10 protein-coding genes and 1 pseudogene are annotated in these 15,273 nt (G+C 66.8%); 10 read left to right on the forward strand and 1 reads right to left on the reverse strand.

Going from position 1 to position 15,273, the window contains the following annotated elements; genetic code table 11:
* Positions 1-2 precede the first annotated feature (2 nt).
* From CC207_RS10720 to CC207_RS10745, 6 genes are read left to right on the forward strand one after another with little or no spacing between them, the layout of a single operon-like run.
* A complete protein-coding gene (locus tag CC207_RS10720; RefSeq protein WP_028689469.1) occupies positions 3-1,010 on the forward strand; it encodes a polysaccharide deacetylase family protein in 1,008 nt (335 codons plus the stop codon).
* Complete coding sequence (locus CC207_RS10725) at positions 1,010-2,314, forward strand: oligosaccharide flippase family protein (protein ID WP_062361780.1); 1,305 nt, start codon at positions 1,010-1,012, stop codon at positions 2,312-2,314. The genes CC207_RS10720 and CC207_RS10725 overlap by 1 nt, the downstream gene beginning before the upstream one ends.
* Positions 2,311-4,221 (forward strand): hypothetical protein, encoded by a 1,911-nt coding sequence (locus tag CC207_RS10730; RefSeq protein ID WP_028689467.1) that lies wholly within the window; start codon positions 2,311-2,313, stop codon positions 4,219-4,221. The genes CC207_RS10725 and CC207_RS10730 overlap by 4 nt, the downstream gene beginning before the upstream one ends.
* 34 nt (positions 4,222-4,255) lie before the next feature.
* Positions 4,256-4,945 carry a GNAT family N-acetyltransferase gene (locus tag CC207_RS10735; protein WP_088852069.1) on the forward strand — a complete coding sequence of 230 codons (690 nt, stop codon included), beginning with the start codon at positions 4,256-4,258 and terminating at the stop codon, positions 4,943-4,945.
* A 4-nt stretch (positions 4,946-4,949) separates the two neighbouring features.
* A complete protein-coding gene (locus tag CC207_RS10740; protein WP_028689465.1) occupies positions 4,950-6,122 on the forward strand; it encodes a GNAT family N-acetyltransferase in 1,173 nt (390 codons plus the stop codon).
* On the forward strand, positions 6,094-6,870 hold the full coding sequence (locus tag CC207_RS10745; RefSeq protein ID WP_028689464.1) for a ChbG/HpnK family deacetylase: 777 nt from the start codon (positions 6,094-6,096) through the stop codon (positions 6,868-6,870). The genes CC207_RS10740 and CC207_RS10745 overlap by 29 nt, the downstream gene beginning before the upstream one ends.
* On the opposite strand, the gene CC207_RS10750 is transcribed toward CC207_RS10745, so the two are convergent.
* Positions 6,867-9,059: a bifunctional diguanylate cyclase/phosphodiesterase gene (locus tag CC207_RS10750; protein ID WP_232108726.1), complete on the reverse strand. Its 2,193-nt coding sequence runs from the start codon at positions 9,057-9,059 to the stop codon at positions 6,867-6,869. The two genes, CC207_RS10745 and CC207_RS10750, sit on opposite strands and share 4 nt — an antisense overlap.
* Before the next feature lie 187 nt (positions 9,060-9,246).
* On the opposite strand from CC207_RS10750, the gene CC207_RS10755 reads away from it, so the two are divergent.
* The 4 genes and pseudogenes from CC207_RS10755 to CC207_RS27525 all read left to right on the forward strand — a co-directional run.
* Positions 9,247-12,375, forward strand: coding sequence for a dermonecrotic toxin domain-containing protein (locus CC207_RS10755; protein ID WP_088852070.1), 3,129 nt, complete (start codon positions 9,247-9,249; stop codon positions 12,373-12,375).
* A gap of 97 nt (positions 12,376-12,472) precedes the next feature.
* Positions 12,473-14,092 carry an NADP-dependent glyceraldehyde-3-phosphate dehydrogenase gene (locus tag CC207_RS10760; protein WP_028689461.1) on the forward strand — a complete coding sequence of 540 codons (1,620 nt, stop codon included), beginning with the start codon at positions 12,473-12,475 and terminating at the stop codon, positions 14,090-14,092.
* 268 nt (positions 14,093-14,360) lie between these two features.
* Positions 14,361-14,828, forward strand: coding sequence for a VOC family protein (locus CC207_RS10765; protein ID WP_088852071.1), 468 nt, complete (start codon positions 14,361-14,363; stop codon positions 14,826-14,828).
* A gap of 87 nt (positions 14,829-14,915) precedes the next feature.
* Positions 14,916-15,273: pseudogene (locus CC207_RS27525) on the forward strand (hypothetical protein); the annotation flags it as partial.

Below are 15,273 nucleotides of genomic sequence, written 5' to 3' on the forward strand. Positions count from 1 at the left end.
ACATGCCGATCAAGACTCAAATCAAGCAGGCCAGTGGCTGGTTCTATTTCAAGTCGCCGCGCGGGCGCGCCGAGCTGCGCGGCGCCGGGGTGATCCTCATGCTGCACCGGGTGCTGGCCGATGACGCCAGCGCCGCCCTGCCCCATCGCAACGAGCTGTGCGTTGGCCCCCGGGCCTTCGAAGGGCTGCTGCGCTGGCTGCACCGCCATTTCGACTGCGTCAGCCTCATGGACCTGCTCAAGAGCCACGAGCAGCCCCGCGGCGATACCCGCCCCAAGGTGGCCCTGACCTTCGACGACGGCTGGCGCGACAATGCCGTCAACGCCTTCCCGTTGCTGCAGCGCCACCAGGTGCCGGCGAGCATCTTCCTGTCCACCGACTACATCGGCAGCCGCCAGCGCTTCTGGTGGGAGAGCGTCGGCGAGACCCTTTGGGGCAGCCATGGCGAGGACGCCCGCCGGCAACTGATCGAACGCCTGCGCAAGCTTGGCCGGCCATTGCCGGCGGCCTACTTCATGCACGAACACAGCAAGGCCCGCAGCCTGGTGCTGGCGCGCTACCTGCAGACCCTCAAGAGCCTCAGCCCCCAGGCCCTGCATGTGCTGACCGACGCCTGCCCGCCGGAGTCGCTGCCCCAGGCCATGGACTGGCAGCAGGTGCGCGCCCTGGAGGACTCCGGCCTGGTGCGTTTCGGCCCCCACGGCGCCAGCCATGCCCTGCTGCCCTACCTGGACGATCACCGCCTCAACGAAGAGCTGCAACGCAGCCACGCCGCGCTCAACGAAGGCTGCCGCGAACCGCTGCCGGTGTACTGCTACCCCAATGGCGACCATGACGAACGCGTGCGCGCGCGGGTCGCCGCGCACCGCTACCCCTACGCCCTGAGCACCCGCCCGGGCATCTGCCAGGGCCACGACGACCCGCTGGCGCTGCCGCGCATCGGCGTGAGCCAGCGCAATGCCAGCCGTCCTTCGCTGCTGGCCTGGCGCATCAGCCGCGGAGAACGCTGATGAACCGCAACAGCTACCTGCGCCACCTGGCGCTGAGCATGGGCACCAAGCTTGCGATGATCGCTCTGCGCCTGCTGCGCAACGTGCTGCTGGCGCGCATCCTCGGGCCCAGCGAGCGCGGCCTGTTCGCCCTGCTCAGCACCCTGCCCGACCTGATCAGCGCCGCCACCAGCGGCGGCCTGAACAGCGCGGTGGGCTACCAGGCGGCCAAGCAGCGCGACATGGGCCTGCTGCTGACCCAGGTGCTGGTCTACGGTTGCCTGCTGGCCGGGTTGTTGACCCTGGTCTGCGTGTTCCTGGTGCGCGAATTGGGCACCAATCTGGAAATTACCGTGCAATTGGGCCTGCTGGCCTGGCTGTTGCTGCTGGCGGTGCCGATGACCGTGCTCAAGAGCGGTCTGCTGACCCTGCACAACGCCAGCGGCGGTGTCGGCGCCTTCAACGCCCTGCGCCTGACCGAATCGCTGGCGCCGCTGCTGCTGTTTCTCGGGCTGTTCTGGATGTGGCGCGACGAGGCCCTGGAAGCCGCGCTGATCAGTTGGCTGTGCGGCATCGCCCTGGTGCTGGTGCTGGGCCTGTGGTGGCTGCGCCGCCAGCACCCACTGGCCCTGCGCTGGGATCGCGGCGGGCAGCGCGAGCTGCTGAGCTACAGCGCCAAGAGCCACCCCGACCTATTGTTCCAGCAGGTGATCCTGCGCTCGGACTACCTGTTCATCGGCGCCATGCTCGGCAGCACCGCCCTGGGCCACTACGCCATGGCCAGCGCCGCCGCCGAACTGCTGCTGATCGTCCCCGAGGCGGTGACCACGCCGCTGATGAAACGCCTGCTGCAGCAGGACGCCGGCATGGAGCGCCTGACCCCCCTGGCGCTGCGCCTCACGGCCACGGTGATGCTCGGCGCCTGCCTGAGCATGGCGCTGATCGGCCAGTGGCTGATCGTCACCCTGTTCGGCGCTGACTACGCGCCGGCCTATCCGGCGCTGCTGGCCTTGCTGCCGGGCCTGCTCGGCCTGTGCTACGCCAGCATCCTGCGCCTGGACCTGCTGGGCAAGAACCGTCCCGGCACGGTGTCGCTGCTGATGGGCGCGGGCGCCGCGCTGAACCTGGTGCTCAACGTGGCGCTGATTCCGACCTGGGGGATCGTCGGCGCGGCGGCGGCCTCATCCATTGCCTACCTGGCAGTCACCGTGGCCATGCTGGTGCTGTATTGCCGCCTCAGCGGCGTGCCGCTGGGCCAGACCCTGATCATCCTGCCCGCCGACCTGGCGCCGCTGCGCCAGATGCTGCAACGGAGGGCGGCATGAAAGCCCTGCTGCTGTGCTCCACGCTGTTGGCGCAGACAGCGCTCGCCGCGCCCGTGCAATGGGGCGAGATCCGCGATGGCAGCCTGTACCTGCTGCCGGCCCGCGCCGACGAGCTGCGCATCCAGTGGCGTCCGGCCTGGCAGGCCGACGCCAACCCGGAGCGCCTGTACCTGCTGGATGGACAGGGCCGGCTGGCCGGCGAGCGGCGCATTGACGCCACGCAGGTGCGCGGCGAGCAGCGCTGGCCGCTGACACCCGCTGGCGGCGCCTATCGCCTGGAAGTGCCCGGCTACAGCTTTCGCGACTACCGTATACAGCACGACGCCAGCACCCGTGCACTGTTCGCTCCGTCCAAGGTGCACTTCAGCGCCGAGGTCGGGCCGGGTGTCGAGCTGTACTTCCGGGTCAAGGCCGGCGAACGGGCGGTGCTGGCCGGCAAGCACCATGGCGGCGTCCACGGGCTGTTCGCCGAACGCCTCGGCGACGGCCGCCGCGTGCAGTTGCCGCTCAAGCCCTACCGTGCCTACTGGCGCTTCGACCAGTTGCCACTGCCGGTCAGTACCCGCGACGAGACCTGGCGCCTGGGCCTGCAGGGCAGCGGCAAGGCGGCATTCTGGCTCGACGGCACCACCAATCTGTTCGCCCAGCGTACTGACGACCTGGGCGACCTGCCCCAGCAACCAGGCCAGGTGCGCCTGGCCCTGGGCAGCAAAGTACTCGGCCCCACGCCGAGGCTAGGGGTGGCCCTGCCTTATGTGCTGCCGCCGGCCTCGAGCTTTGCCGCCCTGGATGCCCTGCGCCCCCAGGCCGCCGGTTTCTACAGCTTCGTCGACGTGCTGCAACGGCAACCCGATTTCGAGAACACCTGGCGCAAGCTCTACCAGGAACGTTTCGGCATCCTCCAGGACATCACCCTGCTGGCCGGCAGCGCCCGGGTCGCCGACCTGCGCAGCGACCGCACCAGCAGCGATGGCCTTGACGCCTGGCTCGAGGCGACCAAGGCCCTGGGCGGCAAAGGTACCCACTACCTGGCCTTTGCCGACGAGCCCAACCTCAACTATCGCGACTACGCCAGCTACCGCGACTTCTTCCAGGCCATGGTCAGGCGCGTGCGCGAATACCCCGGCGCCCGCGAGGCCGGCGTGCGCATCGCCATGCCGGCTTCCTCGCGCCTGCTCGGCGGCCCCTTCACCGACGATGGCAAGCAACGCCGTGGCATCGACTGGGCACGGCGCCTGCTCGCCGAACAGGGCGCGCAGATCGACGCCCTGGCCTGGCACGAATGGATGGTCCGCGACCTGCTCGCCACCCGCAGCTACCGTGACAGCGTGCGCCAGGCCGCCGAGCTGGTCGGCCTGGACGGCCAGGGCCGGCCGCGTAAGGCGCTGCTGCTGGACCAGACCAACCTGTCCAGCGGCTCGAGCCTTAGCCCCTACGAGCAGAACACCCACTACGCCGGCCTGTGGTGGACGTCGGTGGTGATCAATGCCGCCGGTGATGGCTTGCTCGACATGCTCAACTGGTTCCATGTCGCCGACGAGCCCGAATGGCCCAAGGGCATGCTGCGCGATGCCGGCGACCAGCGCTACGAACTCAAGCCGGTGGGCCTGGCCCAGCAGTTCATCCAACGCCACTGGCTGGACCAGGTGCTGGCCCTGGACAACGACGCTTTCGAGGTCGACGCCCTGGCCATGGCCCGTCAGCACCAGCGCAGCCTGTTGGGAGTGAACAAAGCCGAGCGCCTGCAACAGGTGGCGCTCACCTTGGGCGACTGCCCATCCGGCCAGCTCGAACTGTTCGGCCCCGACAACCAGAGCCGCCGCGCCAGCTTCAGCTGCGCCGATGGCCAGGTCCGTTTTCAACTGCCAGGGCAGACCGTGTTCGCCCTGACCTGGAGCGCGTCATGAGACGCATCTCGCTCAGCCATGCCCAGGAGGCACCATGACTGCATTTACCAAGATCCAGGACCGCATCAAGCGCAAGGGACTGCGTGACACCCTCGGTAGCGCCTTCCGGCACTACGTCTTCTACCATTGGGAACTGCTGTGGATGGAGCGCGACCTGGACAGCCCGGTACCGCCGCACCGGCTCAAGCCCTACGGCACCTTGCGCGTCGAAAGCATCACCGTGCATAACGTGCAGGCCTTCGCCCGCCATTTCGGCGACCGGGTCGAGACCATGCGCGAACTGGCCGCCGAGGGCCACACCGGGTTGATGTTCCTCGACGACGACAACGACGCCGTGGCGTTCATCTGGGGCAGCAACCGCCACTACCACGACCGCCACTACTACGGGTGCTGGTTCCCGGTCGGGCCAGGCGAGTTCTTCGAGTTCGGCGGCGAGCTGATCCGCAAGTACTGGGGCACCGAACTGTCGGTGGACCTGCAGCTGGCATTGTGGAAGGCCATGGCCGCCCAGGGCTGCACCAAGGTGGTGGACGTGTGCGAACAGCACAACATCCCGGCGCTCAAGCTGCACCTGCGCATGGGCTACCAGGAACAAAAACGGATCACGAACGTGTACTGCCTGTTCGGCCGCTGGAGGCTCTACCGCGAGAGCCGCTACACCACCTCGCGCCTGGAACCGCTGCGCAAACCTGAGGTCCCGGCCTCATCGGCCTCGGCGGGCTGAAATTATGACCCTGCAGCTCAGCTGGTGCGCCTCGCTGCGCAGCGACGACTTCCCCGCCGCCGACTACGAGGCGCTGCGCAGGCGACTGCCCGGCAGCACGCCGTTCAACCACCTCGGCTGGCTGTGCGCCGCCGAGGCCGCCCTGCTGCCCGGCCAGCAGCTCGGCGTGCTGCTCGGCTACCAGGACCAACGCCTGTGCCTGTGCCTGCCCCTGGTCCGCGCCCGGGAGCCCTTCGGCCCGCTGTTCGCCCCGGTGGTGCGCCACCTGGGCTATCCGCTGAACGACCGCATCGCCCTGCTCATCGACCTGCCGGCGCTATACGCCGACCAAGTCCTGCAGGCCATCCGCAAGCACCTGCCCCATGCCCTGCTGCAACTGAACGAGGTGCCCGACAACGCCGAGCACGAAGGCTGGCTGCGCCAGTGGGCCAGTGCCAGTTCCACCTGGCAGCAGCGCCTGACCTGCCGCGTGCCGGTGCACCGCATCAACGAACAGGATCGCCAGGAGGTCAGCGGCGACCCGCGCTACAAACTGCGCCGCGCACGCAAACGGATCAAGGCCTGTGGCGCCAGCGTGCGTCGGGTCACGGCCAGCGCCGAGAACATGAGTGAGCTGCTCGACGCCATCAGCGCCGTCGAGGCCGCAAGCTGGAAAGGCGACGACGAGGTTGGTATCTTCTCCGGCCCCCTGCGCCGCCAGTGGATGTACCAAGCCTTCACCGCGCTGGCTGGCGAAGGCCTGGTGTGCCTGGTGCTGCTGGAGCTGGACGGGCGCTGCATCAGCTACCGCCTGGGCCTGGTGGAGCGCGGCCGGGTCTACGACTACAACCTCGCCTTCATGCCCGAACACCGTGACTTGGGCAGCGGCCGCGTGCTGCTGGAGGAGTGGATCCACTGGGGCCTGGACGCGGACTGGAAATGGATCGACGCCTCGCGGGTCAGCCTGGACAACTCCAGCCACCAGCTACACGAACGCATGACCGGCCAGCTCGAACAGTGGCGCCTGAGCAGCTACAGCTGGCGGCCCGACGGCGTGCTGCTGGGCCTGGCGCAGCGCTGCTGGCGCTGGCTCAAGCCGCGCCTGCGCAGACGCTCGCCGCGCTACGAAGCCGATGTTGTCGCCCCCACCCCGCCACAGGAGCGCCCGGATGCCATCCCAGGTCATAGTCAACGCTGACGATTTCGGCCTCAGTGCCCACACCAACGCGGTCATCCTACACGCCTTCCAGGCCGGGCTGATCAGCTCGGCCACGGCCATGGCCAACATGCCAGCCTTTGCCGCCGCCTGCGCGCTGGCCCAGCAGCCACTGCTCAAGGGGCGTATCGGGCTGCACTTCAACCTCACCTACGGCCGGCCGCTGAGCCAGGCGATCCTTGCCGAGCCACGCTTCTGCACGCCCCACGGCGAGTTCGACCTGCGCCTGAAGCAGCGCACCCTGCGTCTGTCGCGCCGGGAACGTGCCGCGGTGGAAGCGGAACTCGAGGCCCAGTGGAAACACTGCCTGGACCATGGCCTGATGCCCAGTCACCTGGACTCGCACCAGCACGTGCACAACATCTGGCCGGTGGGCACCGTCGTCGCCCGCTTCGCCCGCGACCAGGGCGTGCCGGTACGCTTGGCGCGCAACCTCGGGCACAACATCGGACCGGCCAAGCGTGCGTTCAAGACCCTGCTCAACTGGCGCCTGCGTCAGCTCGCCGGGAGCACCGCCGACTTCGTCTGCACCCCGGCCGACCTCAAGGCCGGCCTGGCCCCCGCGCATGGCGTGCTGGAGCTGGTGGCCCACCCCAGCGCGCTGGGCGGGCATGACTTCGGCGATGCCTACCTGGCCAGCGGCGAGTCGCTGCTGGCACTGGTCGAGCAGCGCCTGGGGCAGGTGCCACGGGTGGGGTATGCGAGCCTGGGCGTAGACGAAGCAAGCTAACGCCCCGGTGGGCGATGCCGCCGTTCGTGGTTGTCGGCCAGCCAGCGGCGCAGCGCCTCGGCCGGCATCGGCCGCCCGAGCAGGAAGCCCTGGCCCTGGTCGCAACCGGCATGGCGCAGGAAATCGTATTGCTCCTGGGTTTCGATGCCTTCGGCGGTGATGCGAAAACCCAGGGCATGGCCTAGGTCGATGATCGCCCTGGCGATGGCCACCGCGTCGTCGTCCCCGGGCAGATCCTTGATGAAGGCACGGTCGATCTTCAGATGATCGATCGGCAGCGCGCGCAGATAGGCCAGCGACGAATAGCCCGTGCCGAAGTCGTCCACCGCCGTGGCCACGCCCATGGCCTGCAACTGCGCCAGCACCGCGCAGGCCTGCTGCTGGCTTTCCATCAGCAGGCTCTCGGTGATCTCCACCTCCAGCAGGTTGGCCGGCAGGCCATGGCGTTCCAGTGCCGAGGCCAGGCTGGTGACATAGTCGCTGCGTTCGATCTGCAGGGCTGCGACGTTGATCGCCAACGGTCCGGGCAGGCCATCGCCGGCACGCCATTCGGCCAGCTGCGCGCAGGCCAGCTCCAGCACCCGCTCACCGAGCGGAATGATCAGCCCGGTGCGCTCGGCCAGGGGTATGAACTCCCCTGGCGAGACCAGGCCATGCTCAGGGTCACGCCAGCGCAGCAGGGCCTCGACGCCCTCCAGTTGGCCGCTGAACAGATCGACCTTGGGCTGGTACCACAGCTCGAATTCGTTGTGTTCCAGGGCCCGGCGCAAGTTGCGCTCCAGCTCCAGGCGCTGCTGCAGGCGCTCGGTCATGTCCGGGTGATAGGGACGCCAGGCATCGCGCCCGGCTTCCTTGGCCACGTACATGGCGGTGTCGGCATGGCGCAACAGGCTGTCGGCGTCCTCGCCATGCTGCGGACACCAGGCCAGGCCGATGCTGCCGGTGACCAGGGCGGCATTGCCGTTCAGGTCGAACGGCCGCTGCAGGCAGCGCAGCAAGGCACGGACCTGGTGGTTCACCTGGCCCTGGGCACCTTGCAGCATGAACACGAACTCGTCACCGCCCAGACGGCAGAGGCGGTCCTGGCTGTCCAGCTCCTGCAAGAAGCGCGCGGTCGCCTGCTGCAGCAACAGGTCGCCCATCGGATGGCCGAGGCTGTCATTGACCTGCTTGAAGCCGTCGATATCGAGCATCAGCACCGCCAGCCCATGCCCCTGCAGGATCGCCGTACCCAACTGCTGCTGGAACAAAATACGGTTAGGCAGCCCGGTGATGGTGTCGTAGTGGGCCAGGCGCTCGAGCTGGGCCTGGTAGCGCTGCAGCTCGCGGTTGCGCTGTTCGAGCAACCGCTGCTTGCGGTTGAGCTGGGCGACGAACAGGCTGAACAGCCCCGTGCAGCTCAGGGCGAACAGGAACAGCGGCGAGCCGAACAGGTCCAGCCCCGACCAGCCGCCCCGAGGCACGGCCACCAATTGCCAGGCGCCGCCCGGCACCGCCACGGTCATCATCACCTGCGGCGCCTCGAACAACCGTGGATCGCCCCAGATCAGCGCACCTTCGGCGCCCTTGCCGTCGCTGCCACGCACGGCCAGCTCGAACTCGGTGTCCAGGCGCAGCCCCGCGGACAGCAGCAGGCGGTCGATATCGGCGACGATCGACACATTGCCCCAATAAAACCGCACACCCCGCTTGCCGGTGACGAACACCGGGCGCCGGTAGATCAACGCCCGACCGCCCTGGTACAGCTGCAGGGGACCGGCCAGCACCGGCTGGGCATGGTCGCGGGCCGATCGCACCAGCGGGAACTGGTCCGGCAGCTGGCGGTAATCCAGCCCGATCAGCCGCTCGTTGCCCGCCATCGGGTAAACATCTCGGATGACATCCCCCGGGGCCAGGGCGATATGACGCATGTAGGGCACAGCGCGCAGGGCATCACGGGCCATGCCGTGGAAGTGCGCCTCACTGATGCCGCCATCGGCGGTGATCAGCTGGGCGATACCCTCGGCTTGGCCAAACGCCGCGCCCAGCTGGGCTTCCAGCGCGCCACGCAGGCCCGCCAGCCGGGCGGCGAGGTTGCCCAGCTGCTCAGTGCGCTCGCGCTGTGCATCCAGATGCCCCAGGGCGACCGAGAGGCCGATCCCCACCAGGGCGAGGCCGACCGGCAGCAGGCGATTGAGCGATTGGCGCAACGTCCCTACTGGCGCTGGCGTGGGTTCTTGAGAGTGCTGGGGAGTGATCATAGGCAGGCGATGGCAGTCGATTACGCATTTATCGGCGCTGCGCGGCCAATATTGAGGTTCGTTTTGCCGGTACAACCATGTACCACCGGCAGCTCCGTCACGGCTGCTCTGATGTGCGCTTTGCAAGGAGCCACAGATGACAGCGAATATCCCCCACTCACACCATGCCCTTGTGCAACGCCAGCTGCCCGTCTGGGCCCGGGAGGCCAGCGCAGGGCACTGGCAGCAACTGAGCGACGCCATCCTGCCGGCGCAGGGCCTGCCCGGCGCCGAGGCGGCCTGGTTCGCCAATGCCGCGCCGCACCTGCGCGAAGCCGTCCAGACCAGCCAGGTACGCCTGATGCGGGCGCAACGCGCGATGGCACGGCACCTGCGCGGTTTAAAGAACATCAACGAATTCGCCGAGCCCCTGCTCACCGAACGCTTGCGCACGCAACACGGACTCAGTGCGCCACTGCGTAGTACATCACTGGTCTGGGTGAAGCACCTCTACAGCTTCCAGGTCTACCTCACCCACCACGAACACCGCAGCCTGCTCGAAGCCGCCTTGCACAATTTCAGCGACACCGTGACCTTCAGCCGCGACAGCGCCCTCGCCCTGGACAGCGACTGGCATGTCAGCCAGACCGTGATCACGGGCAAGACGACCCTGGGCGACAGCGAGACCGAAGTCGACATCGACCTGCCTTCGGAGCAGATCCGCATCAAGCCCCTGGCACTGACACCCGAAGTGTTCGCCAGAACCTGTCGCGATTTGGACCTCGGGCAGGCTTACCAGGATCACCTCGATACCGCCTTCGCCGCGTCCGGCGTGCGCCCGGCGGCGCTGCGCGTTCACCAGGACAGCCTGCGTCTGGCGGCTGACCTGGCGCGAGTCCGCAACCGCCTCAGTGGTGCGGGATGGGATGCGCTGCAGACCTTGCCGGAAAATGGCGAAGCATTGCCCTGCAGCCAACTGAGCCTGTTCGGCATCACCCTGCACGAGGCGACCCTGATCGATACCGGTACTTCAGGCATCGTGTTGTACCTGCCGGGACAGACAGACAGCCTGCGCGCCTTCGACAACCTCGAAGCGCTGCATAGCCAGTTGCGCAGCGACTTGCAGCAGGAGCCGTTTCGCCAGGGTTTCATGGTTTATGTGCCAAGCGAGCAGCAGGGCCAGTTCGCCAGCCGCCTGCGCCAGAATGCCGGTGGCGACCTGCATTTGCGCCCCCTGCCCATCGCCGCAGACCTGTTCGACTTCCTCCACGACGACCATGTGGCACGCCTGAAGCACGAAGCCCGGCAACTGGCCGTGCCTACCGCGCAGGCCGACGAACAGGCGCTCAAGACGCGCAAGGCCCTCTGGGCCAGCGCCGGTCTCGACATGCTGATGATTGCCGGCATATTCGTCCCCGCCTTGGGCACGGTCATGACCGCGGTGATTGCCTACCAACTGCTCGATGAAGCCTACGAAGGTTATGAGTCCTGGCAGGTCGGTGACCGCGCGCAGGCCATGGCCCACCTCAGGTCGGTAGGCCTGAACCTGGCGCTGATCGGCGGGCTGCATCTGGCCGGCAAGGCCATGTCACGCCTCGCCAGCAGTTCACTGATGGAAAGCCTCGAACCCGTCACCCTCGAAGACGGCAGCCAGCGCCTGCGGCGCGTCGATCAGCGTGACGAGAGCATCCTGAAGAACGCCCTGAAGGGGCTGTATCTCCCCGAGCAAGCCAGCCTGCTGAGCGAGCGCCTGATCATCAACGCGATGCCACAGCTGCCTGGTTGGCCGGAGCAACTGCGCCTGGAACTGCGGGCCGCGTCCCCCCAAGGCCCGCTGTTGCTTGTCGCCGGTGGCCAGGACACCAGTCGTGTCTGTACCGTGCTCAAGTCAGCCGAGGGCTACGAAGCCTACCTTGGCGAACGACCAGCCCCTCTACAACAAGACCACGATCTCTGCCGTGCGGTCGTGCAGGCGCTGTCTCCCAACGACCGTGCAGCCCTGGGTCTGACGAGCACCAATGGCGATGGGTTGCGCCAACAGATCAACGACCTGGCCCGCTCGGACCCTGCCATGGTCCGACGTCTACTGACAGACTCGGCGCCAGGTTGGGGCAACCGCGGCCAGTTGCGCGGCGGCATGGACGAGCCTGCGCCACCCGCTCGGCGTATCGATGTCGGCACGTTCTGGCGCCGCTACCGAGCGCTCTACCCCGAGTCCGCCGATTTCCAGGTCAACGAGCAACTGAGTCAATGGTTCGAGGCTGGCCTGGATCCCATGCAGCAACTCACCGAACTGGAGCAGCAACTGCTGGCGTTCCGTGCCCGGGTACGTGCCTGGGCAGGTGAGAGTCCGCTGCGCCAGGCTGCCGCGCGCAGGCTGATGAGCAACTGGCAACGGATATCGGAATACTCACAGGAAGAAGGCCAGCTCATCCACATGATCAACCTGGCCGACCTGGGCCTGACCAACGATGACCTCGCCTCGCTGGCGCTGCCTGACCGCTTCACCCATATCCAGCGGATCGACCTGGCCGCGAACCCCGCCTTGAGCGAACTGCCCGCAGAGTTCCTCGAACGGTTTCCCCAGTTGCAACGCCTGCACCTGACAAACTGCGGCTTCGAGCAGATCCCTGCGGTCGCCATGCCACACACATTGGAATGGCTTGATATGCAAGGCAACAGCATCCTCTGGAACGACGCCAACCAGGTTGCTCTGGATCGCCTCGACAATCTTCGCCTGCTGGACCTGTCGCACAATCCACTGGCCCGCAGTCCTGACCTGAGCCGGCAGAATGCGCTGGACATGCTCAACCTCAACAGTTGCGAGCTCACCGACTGGCCCCCCGGCATCCGTAGCGATGACGATTGGCGCCCCGTCGTGTTCGATCTACGGGACAACCGCTTTACCCAGTTGCCGGACAACCTGCAATTGTCTCGGATCGCGGCCCAGGCGCTGTGGCTGGAGAGCGCCGAACTCAGCGAACGCGTCACCCAGCAGATCCAATCCTACTACGAGCGAAATAACATCGATCTGCTGGTGGCCGACGCCGATTATGAAGAGATGCTGGCAGACACCGATGTCGACGACTGGACTATCTGGAACGATCTGCCCCTGCAGTATCGTCGTGAACTGCGTGGACTGCAGGACTTGCCGGACTACACTCAGCCGCGGCTGTGGCGGCGCCTGCGCACGTTCGCCGACCCGCGGGCCATGGATTATGGCTTGTCGATCGGCGCGATGAGGCTGCTGGACGACGAGGTGTTCCCGCCGCCTTTCGAGGAATGACCGCCAGCGGCTGCGCCAGGCTGGCAATTTTCAGCCGGTCGGCGCATGCTCGCAAGCTGAAGCGTTTCATCATCCGGATTTGAGAGGTGCAGTACCCATGGACCGTCTGCTCGATTCGCTGTTTCCCGCCCCCGAGGACATCCCCGAAGCCTGGCGCCTGGGCGCGCCGCTGGAGCAACGCGACTACCTGGTGGGTGGCGAGCTGCGCCGCTGGGACGGCCCGCTGGCCACCGTGCGCAGTCCGGTATGGCTCAAGGAAGGCGACAGCAAACGCCAGGTGATCCTCGGCAGCGCCCCGCTGCTGGATGCCGACACCGCGCTCACCGCCCTCGACGCGGCTGTGGCCGCCTACGACAAGGGCCGCGGCGCCTGGCCGAACATGCGCGTGGCCGAGCGCATTCAGCATGTCGAAGCCTTCCTGGCGCGCATGCGCGAGCAGCGCGCGGCGGTGGTCAAGCTGCTGATGTGGGAGATCGGCAAGAACCTCAAGGACTCGGAGAAGGAGTTCGACCGCACCTGCGACTACATCGTCGACACCATCGACGCGCTCAAGGACCTCGACCGCCGCTCCAGCCGCTTCGAGCTCGAACAGGGCACCCTGGGGCAGATCCGCCGGGCGCCGCTGGGCGTGGCGCTGTGCATGGGCCCGTACAACTACCCGCTCAACGAGACCTTCACCACGCTGATCCCGGCGCTGATCATGGGCAACACCGTGGTGTTCAAGCCGGCCAAGTTCGGCGTGCTCTTGATCCGTCCGTTGCTCGAGGCCTTCCGCGACAGCTTCCCGCCGGGGGTGATCAACGTCATCTACGGGCGCGGCCGCGAAACCGTCAGCGCGTTGATGGCCAGCGGCAAGGTCGACGTGTTCGCCTTCATCGGCACCCACAAGGCCGCCAGCGACCTGAAGAAACTCCACCCGCGCCCGCACCGCCTGCGCGCGGCCCTGGGCCTGGACGCCAAGAACCCCGGCATCGTCCTGCCCCAGGTCGACCTGGACAACGCCGTCGAGGAGGCCGTTACTGGCGCCCTGTCGTTCAACGGCCAGCGCTGCACGGCGTTGAAGATCCTCTTCGTGCACGAGGACGTGGTCGATGCCTTCCTCGACAAGTTCCAGCGCAAGCTCGCCGCACTCAAACCGGGCATGCCCTGGGAGCCGGGCGTTGCACTGACGCCGCTGCCGGAACCGGGCAAGGTCGACTACCTCGACGGCCTGGTGGCGGACGCCACCGCCAAGGGCGCGCGAGTGCTCAACGAAGGCGGCGGGCAAAGTCGAGGTTCGTTCTTCTACCCCGCCCTGCTCTACCCGGTCAGCCAGGACATGCGTGTCTACCACGAGGAACAGTTCGGCCCGGTGGTGCCGGTGGTGCCCTACCGCGACCTGCAGACGGTGATCGACTACGTGCTCGACTCCGACTACGGCCAGCAACTGAGCCTGTTCGGCAACGACCCCGAGACCGTCGGCGCCCTGGTCGACACCTTCGCCAACCAGGTCGGCCGGATCAACCTCAACGCCCAGTGCCAGCGCGGGCCGGACACCTATCCGTTCAACGGCCGCAAGAACAGCGCCGAGGGGACCTTGTCGGTGCATGATGCGCTGCGGGTGTTTTCCATCCGTACCCTGGTGGCGACCAAGTTCCAGGAAGCGAACAAGGAGCTGATCAGCGAGATCATCCGTAACCGGCAGTCGAGCTTCCTGACGACTGATTACATTTTCTAAAGCTTCACGCACTTCCCCTGTAGGAGCGGCCTTGTGTCGCGAAAGGGCTGCGTAGCAGCCCCGGCGATTGATGCATCAACATCAAATCCTGGGGCCGCTACGCGCCCCTTTCGCGACACAAGGCCGCTCCTACACCGACCGCATCAGCCACAAAACAGGTTTTTTATAGACAATCGATATAACTCGACTGTCGATTTTCCATCCGCCTAGACGACTCTAATCACCAGGCTGTTGCAAACAACAACCCACGTGAAAGGAGCTTACGCAAATGGCAGTCAAACCCATCCCCGAAGGCCAGCACAGCATCACCCCCTACCTCGGCATCAGGGAGGCCGCCAAGGCCATCGAATTCTACAAGCAGGCCTTCGGCGCCATCGAGATGTTCCGCCTCGAAGGCCCTGACGGCAGCGTCGGCCATGCCGAGCTTAAAATCGGTGACTCGTCACTGATGCTCGGCTCACCCTGTGACATGGAGGGCGGCCTCAAGCCCAGCGAGGACATCAAGGTCCCAGGGGTTGGCCTGCACCTGTATGTCGAGGACTGCGACAATGTCTATGCCCAGGCCCTGCGTGCTGGCGCGACGCCAGTGCGCGCAGTGCAGGACCAGTTCTATGGCGACCGCAGCGGCACCCTGATGGATCCGTTCAACAACCTGTGGTTCGTCTCTACCCACAAGGAAGACCTCACCCCCGAGGAAATTCGCGCCCGCGCCGCCAAACTGTTCAGCGGCCAGTGAGCGGCGGGCCCCAGGCCGCAAGCTTCAAGTTGAAAGCCATCGCGCTTTGCTGGAAGCTTGAGGCTTGTAGCTTGGAGCTGCCTCTCAATGCGTATCATCGAAAAATCTGGCGCGCAGGTGCGCAGCCTGACCCTGGCCGAAGAGGAACTGTTGGCCAGTTTTGCCACCGGCACCCTGGCCGGCCCCCGCCTGCTGCAGGCCAACCAGTGGCTGATGAAGGTGCGCAGCGCCAACCAGTGGCTGGCCTGCGATTGCCGCCAGGATGCCCTGCCGGTGCTCAACGTGTCGCTGAACGGCAACACCGGCACCCTGTTCCTGCGCAACAATCCCGATACCGCCGAACATACCCCGGGCTGCCCGTTCAGCAAGGACGAGCGCGAGACCGGCGCAAGCGCCGAGGACAACACGCCTCCCGCGGCCTGGCTGGCACCGGATGCGCCGCTGC

This window comes from Pseudomonas sp. DrBHI1 (assembly GCF_002205115.1).
GTDB lineage: Bacteria > Pseudomonadota > Gammaproteobacteria > Pseudomonadales > Pseudomonadaceae > Aquipseudomonas > Aquipseudomonas mosselii.

Excerpts from the sequence above, each read along its gene's own strand:
- CC207_RS10720 (WP_028689469.1), top strand. The coding sequence starts at position 3 with ATGCCGATCAAGACTCAAATCAAGCAGGCCAGTGGCTGGTTCTATTTC.
- CC207_RS10725 (WP_062361780.1), top strand. The coding sequence starts at position 1,010 with ATGAACCGCAACAGCTACCTGCGCCACCTGGCGCTGAGCATGGGCACC.
- CC207_RS10730 (WP_028689467.1), top strand. The coding sequence starts at position 2,311 with ATGAAAGCCCTGCTGCTGTGCTCCACGCTGTTGGCGCAGACAGCGCTC.
- CC207_RS10735 (WP_088852069.1), top strand. The coding sequence starts at position 4,256 with ATGACTGCATTTACCAAGATCCAGGACCGCATCAAGCGCAAGGGACTG.
- CC207_RS10740 (WP_028689465.1), top strand. The coding sequence starts at position 4,950 with ATGACCCTGCAGCTCAGCTGGTGCGCCTCGCTGCGCAGCGACGACTTC.
- CC207_RS10745 (WP_028689464.1), top strand. The coding sequence starts at position 6,094 with ATGCCATCCCAGGTCATAGTCAACGCTGACGATTTCGGCCTCAGTGCC.
- CC207_RS10755 (WP_088852070.1), top strand. The coding sequence starts at position 9,247 with ATGACAGCGAATATCCCCCACTCACACCATGCCCTTGTGCAACGCCAG.
- CC207_RS10760 (WP_028689461.1), top strand. The coding sequence starts at position 12,473 with ATGGACCGTCTGCTCGATTCGCTGTTTCCCGCCCCCGAGGACATCCCC.
- CC207_RS10765 (WP_088852071.1), top strand. The coding sequence starts at position 14,361 with ATGGCAGTCAAACCCATCCCCGAAGGCCAGCACAGCATCACCCCCTAC.